This is a genomic window from Paraburkholderia sp. EG286B, from assembly GCF_040965655.1.
In the GTDB taxonomy this organism is placed as follows: Bacteria; Pseudomonadota; Gammaproteobacteria; order Burkholderiales; family Burkholderiaceae; genus Paraburkholderia.
The window spans coordinates 1-17,695 of sequence record NZ_JBFRCF010000006.1; the positions used below are offsets into that span (position 1 = coordinate 1).

The 17,695-nt window shown below is 63.2% G+C and carries 20 protein-coding genes and 1 pseudogene; 5 read left to right on the forward strand and 16 right to left on the reverse strand.

All coding sequences use genetic code 11. The annotated features are described in order from the left end of the window. Window positions 1-89: 89 nt before the first annotated feature. From AB4Y42_RS14120 to AB4Y42_RS14165, 10 genes are all read right to left on the reverse strand, one after another. On the reverse strand, window positions 90-230 hold the full coding sequence (locus tag AB4Y42_RS14120; RefSeq protein WP_368694549.1) for a hypothetical protein: 141 nt from the start codon (window positions 228-230) through the stop codon (window positions 90-92). A 216-nt stretch (window positions 231-446) separates the two neighbouring features. Beyond that, window positions 447-803, reverse strand: a complete 357-nt coding sequence (locus tag AB4Y42_RS14125; protein ID WP_368694550.1) for a hypothetical protein — start codon at window positions 801-803, stop codon at window positions 447-449. Between the two features lie 222 nt (window positions 804-1,025). Then, window positions 1,026-1,535, reverse strand: coding sequence for an HAD domain-containing protein (locus AB4Y42_RS14130; RefSeq protein ID WP_368694551.1), 510 nt, complete (start codon window positions 1,533-1,535; stop codon window positions 1,026-1,028). A 240-nt stretch (window positions 1,536-1,775) separates the two neighbouring features. Next, window positions 1,776-2,048 (reverse strand): hypothetical protein, encoded by a 273-nt coding sequence (locus tag AB4Y42_RS14135; protein ID WP_368694552.1) that lies wholly within the window; start codon window positions 2,046-2,048, stop codon window positions 1,776-1,778. Window positions 2,049-2,345: 297 nt separating this feature from the next. Then, window positions 2,346-2,816, reverse strand: coding sequence for a hypothetical protein (locus tag AB4Y42_RS14140; protein ID WP_368694553.1), 471 nt, complete (start codon window positions 2,814-2,816; stop codon window positions 2,346-2,348). Next, window positions 2,813-3,142 carry a hypothetical protein gene (locus AB4Y42_RS14145; protein WP_368694554.1) on the reverse strand — a complete coding sequence of 110 codons (330 nt, stop codon included), beginning with the start codon at window positions 3,140-3,142 and terminating at the stop codon, window positions 2,813-2,815. The genes AB4Y42_RS14140 and AB4Y42_RS14145 overlap by 4 nt, the downstream gene beginning before the upstream one ends. 221 nt (window positions 3,143-3,363) lie before the next feature. Beyond that, window positions 3,364-3,750: a hypothetical protein gene (locus tag AB4Y42_RS14150; protein ID WP_368694555.1), complete on the reverse strand. Its 387-nt coding sequence runs from the start codon at window positions 3,748-3,750 to the stop codon at window positions 3,364-3,366. An 8-nt stretch (window positions 3,751-3,758) separates the two neighbouring features. Further along, the gene (locus AB4Y42_RS14155; RefSeq protein WP_368694556.1) at window positions 3,759-4,160 is read right to left on the reverse strand and encodes a hypothetical protein; all 402 of its coding nucleotides are present in this window, start codon (window positions 4,158-4,160) and stop codon (window positions 3,759-3,761) included. Window positions 4,161-4,310: 150 nt separating this feature from the next. Then, entirely contained in the window at window positions 4,311-5,000 is a 690-nt protein-coding gene (locus AB4Y42_RS14160) for an antitoxin Xre/MbcA/ParS toxin-binding domain-containing protein (RefSeq protein WP_368694557.1), read from the reverse strand. A 30-nt stretch (window positions 5,001-5,030) separates the two neighbouring features. Further along, window positions 5,031-5,579, reverse strand: coding sequence for a hypothetical protein (locus tag AB4Y42_RS14165; RefSeq protein WP_368694558.1), 549 nt, complete (start codon window positions 5,577-5,579; stop codon window positions 5,031-5,033). Between the two features lie 315 nt (window positions 5,580-5,894). Between AB4Y42_RS14165 and AB4Y42_RS14170 the strand changes: the two genes are divergently transcribed. Beyond that, the gene (locus AB4Y42_RS14170; RefSeq protein ID WP_368694559.1) at window positions 5,895-6,197 is read left to right on the forward strand and encodes a helix-turn-helix domain-containing protein; all 303 of its coding nucleotides are present in this window, start codon (window positions 5,895-5,897) and stop codon (window positions 6,195-6,197) included. Window positions 6,198-6,407: 210 nt separating this feature from the next. On the opposite strand, the gene AB4Y42_RS14175 is transcribed toward AB4Y42_RS14170, so the two are convergent. From AB4Y42_RS14175 to AB4Y42_RS14190, 4 genes are read right to left on the reverse strand one after another with little or no spacing between them, the layout of a single operon-like run. Then, entirely contained in the window at window positions 6,408-7,805 is a 1,398-nt protein-coding gene (locus AB4Y42_RS14175; protein WP_368694560.1) for a dsDNA nuclease domain-containing protein, read from the reverse strand. Next, window positions 7,802-8,272 (reverse strand): Mov34/MPN/PAD-1 family protein, encoded by a 471-nt coding sequence (locus AB4Y42_RS14180; protein ID WP_368694561.1) that lies wholly within the window; start codon window positions 8,270-8,272, stop codon window positions 7,802-7,804. Before AB4Y42_RS14180 ends, AB4Y42_RS14175 begins: the two co-directional genes overlap by 4 nt. After that, the gene (locus AB4Y42_RS14185; protein WP_368694562.1) at window positions 8,272-10,005 is read right to left on the reverse strand and encodes a ThiF family adenylyltransferase; all 1,734 of its coding nucleotides are present in this window, start codon (window positions 10,003-10,005) and stop codon (window positions 8,272-8,274) included. Before AB4Y42_RS14185 ends, AB4Y42_RS14180 begins: the two co-directional genes overlap by 1 nt. Next, window positions 10,005-11,012: a hypothetical protein gene (locus AB4Y42_RS14190; protein ID WP_368694563.1), complete on the reverse strand. Its 1,008-nt coding sequence runs from the start codon at window positions 11,010-11,012 to the stop codon at window positions 10,005-10,007. Before AB4Y42_RS14190 ends, AB4Y42_RS14185 begins: the two co-directional genes overlap by 1 nt. A gap of 429 nt (window positions 11,013-11,441) precedes the next feature. On the opposite strand from AB4Y42_RS14190, the pseudogene AB4Y42_RS14195 reads away from it, so the two are divergent. Further along, window positions 11,442-11,837 (forward strand): annotated as a pseudogene (locus AB4Y42_RS14195) (thymidylate synthase); the annotation flags it as partial. 96 nt (window positions 11,838-11,933) lie between these two features. On the opposite strand, the gene AB4Y42_RS14200 reads toward AB4Y42_RS14195, so the two are convergent. Together AB4Y42_RS14200 and AB4Y42_RS14205 are read right to left on the reverse strand one after the other, a co-directional pair. Then, on the reverse strand, window positions 11,934-14,552 hold the full coding sequence (locus AB4Y42_RS14200; RefSeq protein WP_368694564.1) for a DUF6600 domain-containing protein: 2,619 nt from the start codon (window positions 14,550-14,552) through the stop codon (window positions 11,934-11,936). Window positions 14,553-14,780: 228 nt separating this feature from the next. Further along, the gene (locus AB4Y42_RS14205; protein WP_368694565.1) at window positions 14,781-15,503 is read right to left on the reverse strand and encodes an ArsR/SmtB family transcription factor; all 723 of its coding nucleotides are present in this window, start codon (window positions 15,501-15,503) and stop codon (window positions 14,781-14,783) included. Window positions 15,504-15,719: 216 nt separating this feature from the next. Between AB4Y42_RS14205 and AB4Y42_RS14210 the strand changes: the two genes are divergently transcribed. The 3 genes from AB4Y42_RS14210 (at window position 15,720) to AB4Y42_RS14220 (ending at window position 17,639) form a co-directional block, all read left to right on the forward strand. Beyond that, window positions 15,720-15,869, forward strand: a complete 150-nt coding sequence (locus AB4Y42_RS14210; protein WP_368694566.1) for a hypothetical protein — start codon at window positions 15,720-15,722, stop codon at window positions 15,867-15,869. Window positions 15,870-15,971: 102 nt separating this feature from the next. Further along, window positions 15,972-17,009: a GlxA family transcriptional regulator gene (locus tag AB4Y42_RS14215; protein WP_368694567.1), complete on the forward strand. Its 1,038-nt coding sequence runs from the start codon at window positions 15,972-15,974 to the stop codon at window positions 17,007-17,009. A 126-nt stretch (window positions 17,010-17,135) separates the two neighbouring features. Continuing rightward, complete coding sequence (locus AB4Y42_RS14220) at window positions 17,136-17,639, forward strand: acyl-CoA thioesterase (RefSeq protein WP_069262939.1); 504 nt, start codon at window positions 17,136-17,138, stop codon at window positions 17,637-17,639. The last annotated feature ends 56 nt before the right edge of the window (window positions 17,640-17,695 follow it).

A 17,695-nucleotide genomic window follows, 5' to 3' on the forward strand; every position in this document is an offset into this window, starting at 1 on the left:
CCGTCCGGGAACCAGGCTTCTTCTCCGCAGACTGTGTCAAAGTGGTGCCCATCAGATTGGAAATGATGGGCATCACTTTGATGTCGCCCTCAGCCACCGTCTATAACGGCCGGCACGAGCCGCTTACAGAGAATATACGTGCCCAGCTTCTCCAGTGACGGAAGCGCGTCGCTCGAGTTGTGATAGAAGCTCAGGTAGACGTTTGTATCGATGAACAAGTGTATTGCCATGAAAACCCCCGTGCAATTTGCCTGATATTGCCACGAAACCGCGCACTAGCCGGAAGCTGTCAGTGTGCGGCTCGGTTTAGCGAGTGTGCTGCGCGTAGGGGCCCCTCCCAGGCGAATGTTCGCGTGAGTCGGCAGTCCATCTGTGCGGAGACGCTCTTCGCCGCGCGCAAGAGAAAGGCCGGCCGGCGCCGGCCTTTCCTTTCTAGCGAATCGCGCTTACCTGATCACCGGGTATCTGTTGCTGACCAGACCTGCCATGTCCTGCTCGTCCAAAAACTGTACGGTCGGCAGGAAGATCCGCAGGATCTTCGTTTTCCAGTGGAGGGCTTCCGCTTCGGCGAACTGAACGGCTTTCAGTGCCGCGCTCGCGATGACCGGTGTCGGCCCGTTGACCACCTGCGAGGAGCTGACTTCGCCGTGGCGCTCGTACTCGATAGTCACGTTCGTGATGGTCTGGTTCGCCTGCTGCTGGTGCGGGTGCAGTAGCGCGTGGCGCGCGTGGCCCTGCTCGTAGATGAAGATGATGGGCTGATGCAACTGTTTCGTGCCGCCCGGATATGTTGTTCGAATCATTCGAATCTCCTCTAAACCGTTGATGCTACCGGGCTGTCACTGGAAAGTCGAAATTGCCACGGACTTACTTCAGCAGCACCGCGAATTGGCCGCGATAACCTTCCTCGAGGTTGCCGTCGCAAAGTTCCTCCTTACTACATCCACCAAAGCACTGGGCGCACGCCATCGCCCCCCCATGCGGCTGCCGCGGTCACAGTCAACTACAGCGATCGGTCGCAGCAGTCAGACCTGGCCGCTGCAAGCGTCGCTGAAAGCGCCTATTGCAGCGAGCTTCGCCTGAATGGCGCTATACACGCTCGGTTCACTGATCCCCAGGACTGGGTCGGTCAGTACAAGATGCTCACGCGCCATGGCCGGCCACCCCTCGCCGTCGTCGTCCAGCGATAGCCATCCGTGAGGCCGCCGGCGCTGGACGTCCGCCCAGACTTGCATGCCACGTGGCATGCCGGCAAACAGGTACGCGTCCATCTCTTCATGGAAGGTGGCGCCAACAACCCTCGCCCGCAGCGCCGGTGGCAGCCGATGCGCGGTCTTGCGCACGCTTCCCAAGATGCGCACCCAGCTTGTCGACAGAACGATATGCACATTGGGGTAGGGAGCCAACAGCGCCACAAGCAGCGCGGCGTGTTCTAACAGTGTGTGCCCGGGTGGTGTAGCGTCGTATGGCCCGGACCCTCTCCGCCGCCAGACATCTTCCGGATGGAGCACCCCGTCGAAGTCGAGATATAGCACCCAACCTCCCGTGCGTACTGGGAGTGGCGTCGTGCCTAGGCGCGGGGCAGGTGGGAGGAACCGGTTCATGTCGTACAGCCTTGTCTTGCGAGCATCCGCCGAAGACAACGCGACGGACGGACGCGCGTCTTCGACGGGCCGGGCCGATTTGTCCGGAATTCATTGACGTTCGGCGCCGCCGGCGTTTTGCCAGTTGCTCGTGCGCTCAAATATGCGCGCATCTCGCACCACGCAAAGTCATCAATCGCTCTCATCGCTGTCCTTTTCGAGCGCTTTGCTGTAAGCGTCGACGTCGAAGTCGGGACGCTTGAAGCGCTCGAGTTCACTCCACTTCCGACGCTGAAGTGCGACAGCCAAAGCAGGCCCGGCGGCCTCTATCTCGTCGGACTCGGCAGTCTCTGCAAGCTTGGTCATTGTTAGCTTGCTGCGTAGCTGAGCAATGGAGCGCGCGAGATGCTCGCGGTTAGCTGGCGAGCGCAGCAGGTGGTGCGTCGTCTCCCGTGCTTTTCTCATGGCTCCTCCTCGTGCTCCGTTCAACAAGATGATTCTCGCCTGTAAATACACAGCACCACACTGTGCCCAAACCCAGTGTTCCGACGCCGGATCAACGCCTTCCAGATGGGGACGTTGACGAAGCGCCAGTTACGTACGTACAGGCCGAACGCGTCGTCTTCGACGATCATCCGGGTTGCCGGGACGGTTCGAGGTGGTGACAGTCATTGTGGATAGTCGTCTATGCAAAGCATGCTTGCTCCCTAGCCGAGAGAATTATCCCGGCCAAATAATTCACAATAGTGCCAGGGGCTGCAGCTAACGCCGCGCCGCCATCCGGCGGACTACAGACGGATTCGCCTCCGCCAGGTGCTCGAACTCGACTCGGTACCCGTACAGATGGTTGAGTCCCAATGCGACGCCGCATGACCGCGAGTAGCCCCCTTCGCAGTGCACGACAATCGACACGATTTCTTCAGGCATGTCATTGACGAAGGAGCAAATCGCCTGCGCTTGCTCCGCTGTGAACGCATCGCCGAGTTTTTCCGCAGCTCGTTTCGACAGGCTTGGGTTCAGAAAGTCGACGTCCGCAAAGCTCAGGCGCAGCACGTGCTCGAAGCCGTCGAGATTGGCCTCCGGCCGCTCCGGCGCAGTTATAGAGATGACGGCGATCGATGACAGTCGCGGCAGTTTCTCCGCATCAGCTCGAGGCAGCGCAAACACCTGGCGTGTGCCATCAGCAGGTGGCCTATAGAGCTTGCCGACAACGTCCTGAAATCGCGGCGTCATGGCTCCTCCGCCCCCTCGTCCTCGGTCTTCCGCTGCAACCGCTGGCGAAAGCGCTCGATGCCACGCTCGATATCCGAGCGAGACCATCTATCGTCGTGTTTCCAGTCGACGGGCATGATGCCAAGCTGTCGGGCCGTCGCTGAAGGCAGGCGTAGCCGTACCGTGCCGGCTTTCTCGAACGGGCCGTCGATCATCGTGACATTCACTTGCACGCCGTCGAGCTCAAGATAGACAACGTCGTCCCGCTCGAACAGCTCTTCATACACTTGCCACGCAGGCAGTTCGCCTTCCGCGTCCTGATGCCGCAATGTCGCCTTGGTGCTCATGGAATACTCCCAGAGGTCGTAAACGAGCTTCGCTAGCTCGCTCGCACGTCTTGAATGTCGTAAACGAGCTTCACAATCACCCAAATTGTCGTTTTCCAGCTATCGGCGCGCCTGTAGCCAGAGCGCCCAGCCGCCGAGGCCGATGCCAGTCGCGACGACTCTGGCGAGTGCCTAGCTCAGTCCGGTTTCAAGGTCAAATCGTCTCCGTTTGCCTGTTAGGACTAGCCGTGGACGGGCCCCGCGACATGAGCGCGCGCCGCTGCGATCACCGCCGTGGGATCCGAGGACAGCACCTCGCGCGGACGCTTGCCACGAAGCAGACTGTTCGTCGATTCAAACCATGAGGCAATGCGAAACGGCCTGTAGCCCTCGAAGACTTTCAGGATCTCTGCGACTTCAGGAATCGGGTTGCCACGCCCGTCAAACAAGTATGCGGGATACAAAGTCTGCTCACCCCAGTCGACCGCGAAGACCCGACCTTCCTGGTGCCAATCCTTCCACCGGCCGGGTGTCGCGCCCGACGTCCCATACGTCAGCCATTGCGTAGAGGCGAGTATGGCCTCGACGGCCTGTGCCTGAAGGTCGGGGCACGACATCGGGCGAAACATGGCGGCCCTCAGACGTTAGCGTGTTCGGGGCAGCGCGTGCGCATCCAGCCCGTTTGAATCAGCGTGCCGCGATTGCCACAGCGCTCGCAGAGGCGCGCGCTCATGGCTTCGGCTAGCTCGATCATGCCTGTCTGTTCGTCGCTCGGTCCGCTCGCGTAGAAGCGCAGCCTCCCGAACTTCTCCTTCACCTGACTCACAACCACCTGAGGCGCGCCGTTCTTCGTCGCCTGCTGCAACTTCATGCACAAAGCGTCGAGGAGGTCGTACCACCCATCGGAACACTCAAAGCCCCACGCCGCAAATGGCGACGGCACAGGAGGTTCGTCCGAATCGTCGGGATCGGCAATCCGCTCCGTGGAAAAGATCAGCGGGTAGTCAGCGCGCAGCTTGGCATCCAGTTCAGGCTTCATTGTTTTTTCCGTTGTTTGCGCATCCACGCAAGTCGACGAATGCGAGCCTCTCGTCGATCTCCTTCAGTGCAGTTTCGAGTTCCGGGCATTCGAATCCCGGGGACGTAACGCGCGAGACAACCACGAAGCGGCCCCTAGCGTGATGGATACTCATGTCGGGATCCCATGCAGGATTCGCCCCAACATAGCTTCAACTTGTTCGGCGCCGGCAGCGTCAGTCACCATGGCTTCATAGGGTGTCCTGCCGTCGAGCTCTGGATGCGGGTAGCGCAACCAGGCATCTGCGTCGGTCGCGTCATCCCAGACGTACATTGCGAGGCGGAGGATCCGCCACGCCTGGCTCGGTTTCTCACGCGACGCTTTCACGTCATTCACGGACACAACGTTGACTGACGAGTTCACGCAGCCAGCAGGATCTGTGTTCGACCTGGTTTCCTGCAACTGCTCGTTCACTTCGAGGGGCAGCCCATTCCTCTCGACGAACTCGCTGGTAGCTTTGAAGAAAGCACGAAGGAGATCGAAGTGGGGCGCATCGGCGACGGATGTGCGCGATGACGTGGCTCCGGCCAACATCAAGCCGCGCAGATCGGGTGGACCGTCGCCCCGGTCCCGGCGAGTAACCCGGATCCACTCGCCCAAGATGGCTTTCACGCAGTGCTGGCAGAAATCGAGATTCATCTCGACGCTGTGACCAAAGACTGAGGCAAAGCCGCCGCGCCACGTGAGCGACATCCGTTCCTGCCATTCGCCGTCGCCGGCATCTGGCCTCATCAACCGCCCGCACCCGTCGCAGATGCAGGCAGCTGTCTCGAGGACAGCCTTCTGACGGTATTCGAGCATGCGGTACTCCTCCGGGTGACCAGACACGTTTTATGCAGGCTCCAACGCCTGCTCCAAGGGGGCCTCTGGCACAAGGCAGTCATCGCAATACACACGACGCCAGTAGGATTCGCGAAACTTGCCGGACCTGCCGCAGCTCTCGCAGATATAGCGAGAATTCGCTACTGCGTTGTCTATGTAAGAGCGAATCCGTTCCGCAACATCCGCCGGGCACATGGACCCACACTGAAACTCCACTTTGAGTTCACCATCGACTTGCGAGATGTCTGTGCAGATGGGAAGGACAGGGAAGGTCGCACGGCCGGTCGCGAGCGCATATTCCAAGGCTACGATCTGGTCCGGGCGGTGGAATTGTTCGCGCCACAATGCACGCAGCTCGGACTCGACGTCACGCGCCAGCGTTTCAATAAGCGGATACCAGCCGACCCCGCACAGAATTCCAAAGTGCGAAATGTTCGTCGGGTATGACCAGGGATGATGGGCTGCGCGGAAGAAGAGTGGGTAATTCAGCATCCATAGGCGGGGTCGCGGGTGTTTAGCCATCTTGATCATCCGGCGCACGGCTGCCGAGTCATCCATTGACCGTGTGCGATGCTGCGCTCGGGGAGCAGTCACCGATAAATCTCCTACTTCGGCTTACCGCGGGACGAACACATCCCTCGCGGAAAGCGATTGTGAAAATGAAGTTTCGCGCCGACGCGTGACATTGACATTCAATGTTAGCGCGGCATACGAGTTGGACATCTCAGCCGGTAATGATGGCCGAGCCCCCTCAATTGAGGATTTCCCGAAGTGTAGTTGCGGGAATATGAACTGTAAAGAGTGCCACTTTATAAAGTGGCACTTTATACACTGTAGATTTCGAGCCCGTGATGGGTAATGCTCCTGCCCCATATGGCAGAGAACATCACATCGCGCCAGGCTTCATTTCGTGAGCGGCTCGCGCGGAATCTCAGATTCTTCCGCGGGCAACAAGGTTTGTCCCAAGAGGATCTCGCGGACCGCGCTGGTATTCATCGCACACACATCGGCCAGCTTGAGCTTGGGCGACGCAGCGTCACACTCGACACGCTCGTGTCATTGGCTCGGGCTCTGGGCGTGGACGAGTTGGAGTTGCTGGCTGAACGGGAGGACGTCTCCGTTCCAGTGAAGCTGGGGAGAAAGAACAAGCTCCGCCCAGAGCCCGAGGAAGGCTGACCAGCAAAAAAACGCCAGTGTTCACCGCGGCGATTCTTGCTCTCCCACGCACCGATTTCCTTTTCAGTCTCCATGCTCGTGCACCCATTTGCGGCTCGTGACTTGAGCTGTGGTCGGTGTCGACGCGGACCGATGTCAAGGCCGAAGTTCTGCAGCCGCCCAGTTCGTGGCTGAACTGGAGCAGAAGCTGTAGTTCGCTCAGCGCGGCCCTCAGTCGAGCTGCACAGTTGGGATGTACTTCCCTTGTTCCCAGTCATAGAGCTGAATACGCCCTATCCCATTGAGCCGATGTCCAAGTCCGATGGCGAACACGGCCGGCGCCTTAATGAACAGGTGCACCCGCAGCAGTTGATGGCGCCCACGGAACTCTGCCAAGGCAATCTTGGCCTCCTTCACCGCAGTATTCAGGCTTGCGATATCCGTAACGACAGACGCTGAGACCAGCGATAGTTTCGGTGAGCTACTTAGACCGAAGGTTTTGGCATTAGCCACAACGTCAGCATTCGAGCCGTTGGGAAAGCTGATGGAGGCAACCCCCTCCACACCCAGGGTCGAAGGCACGTCCTCGCTAATCGTAAAGAACGGTCCCGGCGCCTTGTCGTGCACTGACGTGTCGTACGTCTGGTCGTTGTGGTCCAGCGTGAGGACGAAGTTCCGGGTTGCCGAGAAGCAATAGCCAAGCAGGCAAGCGAGCGACATCCGATGCTTTGCCGACAGCCGTACCCCTCGGCGGCTGCGGCTCGCGTGAAGGAAGTCTCCAACCTCTCCCAAGCGCTGCTGTAGTTGGACCCACGCCGCTTGGCCAAGTCTCCCTCGCTCAGGGCCATTGAACGCCGACACATCCAATGCGAGAGGGCCAAGTTCGAATCCAGCAGTTGCAAGATGAAGGGCCGACGGTGTAACACGCCATTCGTCAGCCACGCTCGGCGCATGATCCACGAGCGCCGCTTCGAGGTCCCTGCGCGTGACGACACCTTTGACGGAGGTGCCGACCAGCTCCCTACACTTTCCCCGGAAAGCTGCGGTCTCCATTCGGCTCATGTTCAAGCTGGGCAAATGCTCTTCCAGCCTAGTACCAAAGCCGGCATCAACGTTGTCGTCCCGGTACTGGACGAACGACACCCGTTCGAACACGAAGCGCGCCATCTCTCGCGTCTGCCCAGCCTTCACGATGGTGTCCAGAATGTCGGCTTCGGCCGTGGCTCGAATGCTAGAGTCTGCATTGAGCGCTACTGCAGGGCCACGGTACCGGTTTAATTTTCCGAAGAGGCCCTGGTACTCTCCAACGAAGTCGCCACAGAGCAGCACGAATTGCACGTACTCTGCTGGCGACTTCTCATGCAGCTCCCAAAAATGAGCGACCTCCGCCCACAGTTCGGTCTTCGTCAGTTGGTGCCGTTTTGCCTCATACAGCACGCAGTACGTTCCGCCGCCTGGCCGGAAGTAACGAATCTCAACATCCCCCAGCAGCTCGCTGACGGCGTGGCTAAAAGCCCCTTGGGCGAGGAAGCGCGGAATGTTCTCGAGCAAGAACGCATCTTGATACTCGAATCCGTTTCGGGCCACTACGCCGCCAGTGGCTTGGCGCTGAAAAAGTGCGGAGTTCATCGGCTGTCTTCAAAAACCAATGTCGACAGCGCAAAGGAGCCGTCTGGGAGATAGGTGTGGGCACTGCCTTCGAGCTCTTCCCGGCGTGAAAGCTTGAAGATGAGCAGGACCACGAAATTTGCGCCGACGCGCACGTCCTTGACGATATTCAACATCGACTGGTGGTCCGTCGTGCTGGGCTGCACCGAGAAGCTCGGGTGTGAGTGCCACTCGCCGAGGTAGTTGAACCGAGCGTAGTTATGGCCCGATTGGCGAAAGAACTTCCTGAGGGCACGCAACGCTGACTGAGTTTCCCTAATGAAGCTAGCGAAACGCCCCCCACCTTGCACCGTGAGATATCTGACGGCGAAATGGCCCGGCCCCACGTGCTCTCCCATCAGGACGCCACCGCATTCGTCTGCGCCAGCGGCCTTGAGCGCGTTGCGCAGTGTCCGCTGCACGTCCGGCGGTATGCTGACGGTCAACATTATTTCGCGCCGAACACGGTAGTAATGAGCTCTCTCAACGCTGACACCGCTTCCTCTGAATCAACTGGCACCTCGGGGCCTTCCGTGGCGCGCGGGCAAGTAATCGGGTGCGTGTCGAAAGGTGCCTCAAAAATCCAAGCCTTCTGGTAGCCAAACAGATAGGCGGAGTTCGGAAATCGAGGTGCCTCTGCGCCCACCAGGGCGTCAATTGCGAACTGCGTTAGCGACGCCGAAAGGGAGCTCACCTCCGCGTCCCCCGCAACAAACACTTCGTCATCCTCTTCGGCATCGTAGGCCTGCGCATGCTGGAAGGGTGCTGCGGGCATGCCGGCGAGATACGCATGAATCGCGCTGCGGATTCCCAATGGGTCCGCGTCGAAGTCGGGCAGGCTGCGCGCCATGAGAGCTCCGATGCCCCCGGCGAATACTTCGCCCCAGACGACGGCAACCTTGCGCCGCGTACAGATGGCCGCTATGGACGAGAATACCTTCGGGTTCGCCGTGGCATCAATAACGAGGTCACACGCTGCGATTTGCTCAAGCACAGTCGTGTTGTATGAGGAGCTCTCCTGCCCAGCGAAACGGAACATGCGGCAAGCTACCTCCGCAGCCGGGCAAATCAACTGGATTGCGCTTTGGACACCGTCCACCTTGTCGTAGCCCATCGAGGACCAATCCAGCTGGTTACGTGTCAGATTCGATGGCTTGAGGATATCGTCGTCGATGAGTAGAAAGCGTGTTACGCCGGAACGCGCCAACGACACGGCGATTTTGCTACCTACGGATCCGAGGCCAACAATCGCAACTTTCTTTCGCGTCAAGGTCGCATTGCGTTCCGGCTGCCTGACTTGGCCCTTATCCGTACAATCCACAGGGAAATAGTCGAAGACCGTGCTGCCATCAGTATTTGCTGCAACCGAAATGGGCCGAAGCCGAAGTTGCGCATCCGCCAAAAGCAGGAAGCCCGATCGCTGTTCGTCATCCGGCCACGGCCAGCAGCCCTTTGCCTTCAAGAACTCCCGAAGAACGGCCTGGTCGTTGATGACCTTGGGCAACGAGCTCCACTCATCGCACCAGACGACGAACCCCTTGCGAATCCATGACGAGGCAGCAGCCGGATCGGAAAGCTCCTTGGGCACGCCCAGCTCCGCGGGTGAAGCCTCATCACCGAGCTGAGATGCCACCGCAACGAACTCTGACCGTCGATATAACGTCGCTACTGCCAGAGGAATGGGCGCCGCGCGGGATGAGGCTTCGAGAGCTGCCTGCAACTGCTCCGTGATGAGGAATCGCAGGTACTCGGAACGTACGCGCTGCCCAAGCGTCAACTCGTGCCGCGACGGCGTAGCGACGCCGATGACAGGTCCAAATTTCTCATATGCCAGCAGCTTGTGGGTGCTGACCACAAGGTCAGCACCCGTCACGCCTGAGTGCCAGTTGTCCGGTCCCCACTCGAGGCAGAGCGTGCCCGTCGACGGGTATTGGTGCGCGCTCCATGACTCATCGGGTTTGCGCGGCCGTACATACGCCGGCGCCTGGGGGAATAGGGCCGGGTAGACCAAGACCGCCTCATGCACCTTGTCGTTAACCGTGATATCGAAGTCAACACAGACGTCCTTGGCCTCGGTGAAACCCCATTCCAGCTTGGTCAGCCAACCTGAAGAGCTCGCGAGTTCATCCAGCCCGCGAGTCTCCGCGCGCATGCGAATTGGCTCTTCAAGCAGCAGTCGCATCACGCAAATCCAGCCGGCTTGTTCGGAGGCACTACGGCGATGGCTGGAAAAACCAAGCCGGTACCGGCGCTGGCGGCGACTGCGGGACGCAACATGCTCGCCTTCTGGGCAGGCTTCCGGAATCGGTCACCGAAAATCCGCTGCCAGAGGACCAAGGCCTTGTCTGCATCGGTTTCCCGCTGGGCGCGACGCACAAGGGCGGCGTGAGCTTCGGCCAAGTCGTAGAACCGCTTGAACTCTTCCGACTTGACCCGCGAGAACACGTTGTTGCCCGAGACACTGGGGTCCTCTAGATAAGGCACTTGACCAGTTTGGGCGGTCCATCTGTATTCGTCGCGAATTGCCTCGAGGAACTTGGCGAACAGCTCTTCGTAGCTCGTCCCCTTGTAATCCATGTGTTTGGCGACGAGCGTCTCCAGGATGAATCCCTTTGGGCGCTTGAGGTGCGGCAGGTTCTCGCGCCGCCACCACTTCACCAGCTTCACAAGGGGAACGAAGTCGCCGTTGGCTTTCTTGTTCACGGCACTGGCCCACTGGTTATGTCCCATCGGATTGGTGACCAGCCACTGCTCCTCGCTCTTGTCCGCGATGAGCCAGCCACCTTGGTCCCACGGACTGGCGATGACCGGAACGACATCCATCTCGACCGAGCCCAAGGAGACGCAAATAGAACGCCGGTTTGCCTCGACCTCCGTGTAACCTAGGGACTTCACCGCCCTGCGCAGGGTGCCGATAACATCGCTCGGCAGGTTGTAGTGCCTGTGGTTCGTGACAACAATGATGTCCACATCAGGACGGCGCACCGTGCCGTTCGTTTGCCGCGGACGCAGTGCCGTGTTGCGGGCATAGGAGCCGGAGAGGTAGGTGTTGACATGTATGTCTTTATACGTCTCGTGCTTCTCCAGCTTCTCACGGAGGTTCGAGTGCGCGCTGCTGCACACCGACTTCGTCGTCGGGCTGGGCTCAATCTCGGACAAAAAGTCGATGAATTGCTGCTGGGTGGCCACGGGACGCATCTCCGGAATTAGCACTCGCGCCATGCGAGCATCAACCACTATATGTGCGACTTAGTTTCGGGTCAACATACCACATGTAGCGTCTTCAGTAAAATTGACCGGAGAGCGCAAAATTCGTCAGTTGACTGCTTCCCAGTCGGGGAATCTCACGCCATGCGTAGATAAAGCTAGGCTCTCCACCAGCAGTTCTCGAAATTGCGTTCCATAAATCGTAGCCAACCTCTTGGCTGTACCGCCCCGTGTGCACAACTCTGCTGTCCACACCACAAGGGTGTGGACAGCTGCCCTTCGGGCAGTGCCAGAGTTGCACACACTCGAGGTCTGACGCGCCGGCTTTGCCGGCTTGCCCAACTTATAAAAAAATGGCAAAGCAAGCGTCGCCCGTAATTTGTGGTTGAGGATTGACCAAAGTCACAAAACCACCTGCTGTACCAGTTCCTGCCGAACCCGACGAAGCGCGAAATCTCGCTGTGCCTCTATATCCGCAGCAACGATGTGGGCCTCGGCACGCCGTTCAACCTGACCGAAGGTGCGGTGCTGCTGCACCTCGTGGGCCGGCTGACGGGTTATACGCCGCGCTGGTTCACGTACTTCATCGGCGACGCGCATATCTACGAGAACCAGCTCGATATGCTCAACGAGCAGCTGCGCCGGGAGCCCTACGCGAGCCCGCGTCTGGCCATCTCTGAGCGCGTGCCCGAGTACGCGAAGACGGGCGTCTACGAGCCTCAGTGGCTCGAAAAGGTCGAGCCGTCGGACTTCTCGCTCGTCGATTACCGGCATCACGAGCCGCTGACCGCGCCGATGGCGGTGTGAGGCGCCTGCCTCTACGTTAGTGGCCGGTATGACCGCGCCATGAAAAAAGCCCGCGAACGGCGACGTTCGCGGGCTTTTTCGTTGGCGGCGCGGCGATCAGCCGTGGTGGTGGTCGTCGTGATTGCCCCCGCTTGCGCGCTCTTGCGGATGAGGCGCGGGCTGCGGCTGCGGACGCGGTTGAGGCTGCGGCTGCGGGCGGGCCTCCGCGTGCTGCTGCGGCTGGGGTTGCGGATGGAATTCCGGGCGCGGCTGCGGTTGCGGCTGCGGTTGCGGCTGCGGGTGGAATTCCGGACGCGGCTGGGGCTGCGGCTGCGCCCGGACCTCGGCGCGCTGCTGCGGCTGCGGTTGCGGCTGCGGACGGACCTCGGCGCGTTGCTGCGGCTGCGGTTGCGGCTGCGGACGGACCTCGGCGCGTTGCTGCGGCTGCGGCTGCGGCTGGGGCTGCGGACGGACCTCGGCACGCTGTTGCGGCTGCGGTTGCGGCTGAGCTTGCGCCTGCGGATGGAACTCGGGGCGCGCCGCGGGCTGCTGCGCCGGCCGCGCTTCGGCTTGCGGCGGCATCTGCGGGCCGTGCTGCGCCGCGGCCGGCTCGGGCATCCGTTGCTGCGCTTGCGGCTGCGGCGGCTGGCCATGCGCCGCGTCACGCTGTGCCTGCATCGCGGCGGCGGGCGGCCGGCCCGCCTCGTTGGCGCCAGGCTGGCCACGCGTGGCCATCGGCGCGTGCGGCTGCGTCCAGGCAGGCTGATGCGCTTCACCGTGCGCCGCATTCGCCACATTCGCCGAGTTCATCGCGCCCGGACCGGGCTGGCCGGCTGCGGGCGCACCGCCTTCGGGCCGGCCCGCAAACTGCGGCGGACGCGGCACGCCATGTTCCTGCGCGGCGGCCGGCGGCACACCCGGCTGGCCATGCTCGGCGCCGCGCGGCATGGCGTTGGCGGCCGTGGCCCCCGGTTGGGGCGCACCGCCGGGCATACCCGGACGGCCGGCTTGCGCCTGCGGGGCCGCCGGCCTGCCCGTCGCACCGAGCACCGGTGAATGCGGCGGCACGACGCGCACGTTCTGCGCGGGCCATGCGCCATGAGCCGCCGGAGCGAACGGCGAGGAGGGCGCATGCGACGGCGCCGAGACGCGCACCACGGGCGCGCCCGCACCCGGCACCGTGCCGCCGGCGTGGGCGAAGCGCTGCGCGAGGTTGTCGTGGAACGCGGGCGGCGCAACCGGCGCGCGGGTGGCCACGACCTGGCGCTGATTGAGCGTCGCGGGCGGCCGGTAGTCGGCGCGGCGCATATTGGGCCCGAAGCTGCCCTTCACAGGCGCGATGCCGGGTGTGCCCGGGTCGATACGCGCATTGCGCCATTGCCGCGGATCGACACGCTGCGCGAACCGCGAGACCGGCTGACCGTGGACGAACGCCGTGGCCGGCACCGCCGTCACTGCACCCGGCGCGCGATAGTTCACGTAGGTGTTGTGAACGTTGATATTCGTGATGTTGACGTCGCGCCGGTAGTTGTTGACGACGACGGTCTGGTTCACGCGCTCGTAGTAGTGGGGGCTCCAGCCGCCCCAGTGCGGATGCCACGGCTCGCCCGGCCCGAGCGCGAACCACGCGACGCCCGCGGCCGCGACGCCGCCTACCGCGAGATTGACGCCCCAGTCCGTGCCGCCGTCGCCGCCGCCCACGAACGCGACCAGCGCCGGCGCATAGACGGGCGGCGCGCTCTCGACGATCGGCCCCGGCACCCACGCCCACGAATCGTCGACGTAAGCCCAGCGCCCGTAGTGGTACGGCGCGAAGCCCCAGGGCGCGTCATCGACCCAGGTCCAGCCCCACGGCGCCTGCCAGACCCAGTGGCCGTCGTGATACGGCGCCCAGCCCGTGGGCACCGAGTTCGGCGTCCAGACTTCGCCGTACTGCGGATCGTTGCGCCACGTGCCGTTGTTGTCGAGGTCCTGGTAGCCCGGGATGTCGCGCGAGACGTAGCGCGCCGAGACCGAGCGGTCCTCGGCGGCGTCGCGCGCGAGCCCCCACTGGTCGAAGGCGTCCGGCGGCGGCGTCTGGTCGCTCGCCACCTGCTGCAGGTCGGTGCCGGCGAAGCGGATCTGCTGGCCGGCCGACATCGGCGTCTGACCGTTTTCGCCGTACACGGTCACGCTCCCGCTGCGCACGGTGACGGTCGTGCTGCTGCCGTCGGGCGCCACATCCACGCGATAGTCGCCGGGGCTCGTCACGCCGAGTGCGAGGTTCGGCGTGTCGATTTCATACGAGCTGCCGGGCGGCACGTCGCGCACACGCGTCGAGAGCGTGCCCTGCGCGATCTTGAGCTGCGCGGTTTGATCGTCGAGATTGAGGACGTCGAGGCTCGTTTGCGCGCCGAGGCGCACCGCCGTCGAGCCGATGTGCAGTTCCGAGCGCCCATTGGCGTCGTTCCAGAGCTGGTCGCCGGTCGTGAGCGGGCGGTTGAGCTGCGCGTACGACCAGTCGCTGGCGCCGGCCGGCTCGGTGGTCACGGCGCCGGCCATGTAGTCCAGACGCGCGACGCGGCTCGGCGGATCGCCGCCCGTGGCGGCGGGGGCGGTCGCGGCATCGGGCGGCGCCGTCTGCGCGAACACCGCGGGCGCGGCGGCGAGGTTCAGCGCCGCGAGCGCGGCGAGCGCAAACAGCGTGCGGCGCGAGGTGCGCCGAAACTGGGTGATCGTAGGTGTGCGCGTCGTCATCGTTGTTCTCCTGTCGATGGGATTGGGCGCTTTGATGCCGCAGCGTTTAGCGCCATCCCATGCAGGGCACTGTATCCGGCGCGCTTGTTTCCATGCTCACGGATTTGTTAAGGCTTATGCACCAGATGTAACAGAACGTGTGACCGCAGGCGAAACGCGCATTTTTGCGCGCGAAATCGGCGATTTTGTCGGGTATTTGTCAGCTAATTCGACGCGCACACGCGGCGTTCAGGCGCCGGCGATCGCGTCGAACTCGCGCTGTCCCCTGGACGTGATGCGCAACACGCGCGGGCGGCACGTGCGCTCGACCCAGCCGCCCTGCGTCCACGAATCGAGCAACGCCGCGCCGAGTGCGCCGCCCAGGTGCGGCCTGCGCTCGCTCCAGTCGAGGCAGGTGCAGGCGAAACGGCGCCGCCGCGTGCGCAACGCGGCCACGTCCACGCCCCAGGCCGCGAGACGCGCCGCGCCCGCGGGCGTGGCTTCGAGCGTGTCGCCGTCGCGCACCAGCAGGCCGCCGTCCACGAGGCGCTCGAACACCTGCACGGCCACTTCGCCGGCCATGTGGTCGTAGCAGGTGCGCGCATGGCGCATCTCGAGCGGCACCGTACGCGCGGGGCGCGGCGCCGGGCGCTGCGAGGTGACGGCGTTGGACACCTGCGCGACGTTCATGAGCGCCTCGATCGCCGCGGCGATCTCGGGGTTGGCGATGCGGTAGTAGCGGTGGCGGCCGCGCACGTCGAGCGCGAGGAGCCCGCCGTCGGTCAGGCGCGCGAGGTGGCCGCTCGCCGCCGAAGGCGACAGGCCCGCAATCATCGTGAGCTCGCCCGCGGGCCGCGCGCTGCCGTCCATCAGCGCCCACAGCATGGCGGCGCGGCCAGGATCGGCGAGCAGTGCGGCAACGCGTGCGAGGCCCGGGAAGTGGCTCGATTCGTCGGTGGCGGGAAGGTTCATGGCGGCTCTTTCGTGGGTTGCGATGGCGGCTGACGCCGCCCACATCGTTACTCTAGCGAAATTGCGCATTCGACGTTTCAGTCTACGCTGAAGTATCGATTGCAGGCGTTGGATAGCCCCGCGACGGGGCCGAAGCATTGCCTGCGACGGTCCGTACTGCGGCGCGCAGGAGCCCCGCGCTAAAATTGTTTCTTCACGCAATTGGCCCGGCCTTTTATGAAACGCTTTCTGGCTCTTTTTGCCGCCGCGGCGCTCGCCGCTTTGTGCGCCGCCTGTGCAGGCGGTTCCGCGCCGCCGCCGTCGAGCGGCGCGAGCGGCATCACGATGTACGGCACGATCGACGAGGGCATCACGTTCCACAAGTGAGCGGCCAGGCTTCATCTGGCAGTATTTGATGTTGCTTTGACCTGACTGCCAAACGCGCGCGTGCGATGATGCGGACACATCGTCAGCACCGAGTCCGCCGCCATGCCGTTTCAACCGCCGTCCCATGCCGCCGCACGCCATGTCGTGTTTGCCGTCGCGCCCGAATTCGTGCTGCTCGACGCGTGCGGCCCCGTCGAGGCGTTCTGGCGCGCCGAGCTGGCGATGCGCGCCGCGAGCGGCACAAGCGGCGGCGAGTCCTGCGCCTACCGCACGACGCTCGCCTCGGTCGCCGGCGGCGTGCTGCCCACCTTCGCAGGCATGCCCATCATCACCGAGCGGCTCGACACGCTCGACCCCGCCACGATCGACACGCTGATTGTGCCCCGCATCCCTATCTACGACACAGCGGACGACAGCACCGCGCTGCAACCCGAACTCGTCGCCTGGTTCGCGGCGGCTGCGCCGCACGCGCGCCGCATCGCGTCGGTCTGCACGGGCGCGTTTTATCTCGCCGCGGCGGGCCTGCTCGACGGCCGCCGCGCGGCCACGCACTGGCGCAACGCCGCCCAGCTCGCGCGCCGCTTTCCCCGCGTCGAAGTCGACCCCGAGCCGATCTTCATCCGCGACGAGCGCGATGGCCGCGTGGTGTGGACGTCGGCGGGCGTCACGGCGGGCATCGATCTCGCGCTCGCACTGATCGAGGAGGACTGCGGCCATGCGGTCGCGATTCAGGCGGCGCGCCGCCTCGTCGTCTTCATGAAGCGGCCCGGCGGCCAGTCGCAGTTCAGCGCGGCGCTCGCGGCCCAGGCCGGCGCAGGCGCGGAGTTCGACGCGCTGCACGGCTGGATGGCCGCTAACCTGCACGGCGAGCTCAGCGTCGAGCGCCTCGCCGAAGAAGCGCGCATGAGCCCGCGCACGTTCGCGCGCCGCTATGTCGATGCGGTGGGGCGCACGCCGGCGCGCACGGTCGCGGCGATGCGCGTGGAGGCCGCCGCGCACGCGCTCGTGCAGTCGTGCCGGCCGCTCAAGCGCATTGCGGCCGACTGCGGTTTCGGCACCGAACAGAATCTGCGGCGCGCGTTCGAAAGGTCTTACGGCGTGCTGCCGCTCGATTACCGGGCGCGATTCGCGGCCAACTAAAAACATCGCGGATGGCGTTTCGCAAATGGCTGCGACCGTCTGTCTTATTGCGCTCGTATAATCGACGCCTCCTTACCCCACCATACGAGCCGCCGTACGCGGCTTTTCGCCATGAGCCAAGCCGAGATGAAGACGCCTACCCAGCCGCTGGACCGTTCGGAAACGACGTTCCGGTTCCTCGCCGAGCCGACTTCGGTGAACTTCGGCGGCAAAGTGCACGGCGGTGCGCTGATGAAGTGGATCGACGAGACGGCCTATGCGTGCGCCGCGGTCTGGTCCGGCCGCTATTGCGTGACGGTGAGCGTGGGCAATATCCGCTTTCGCCGGCCGATTCTCGTCGGCAACATGGTCGAGTTGCGCGCGCGCGTGGTCGCCACGGGCCGCACGTCGATGCATATTCACATCACCGTGCACGCCGGCGATCCGAAGAGCGGCCAGCTGCGCCTCACCACGGACTGCCTGATCGTGTTCGTGGCCGTCGACGAAAACGGCAATCCGATTCCCGTGCCGACCTACGTGCCGGAAACGGACGAGCAGAAGCGCCTCGCGAAGTACGCGCTCGACGTGAAGGAAGCGCTCGACGCGATCGTCGAACTCAAGCCCGAGGAAGTCGCGAAAGGACAGGTTTGATACGCGGGCACGCTGTTGCGGCAGCATGAAAAAATGGGCGGCGAGGGTTTGAACCA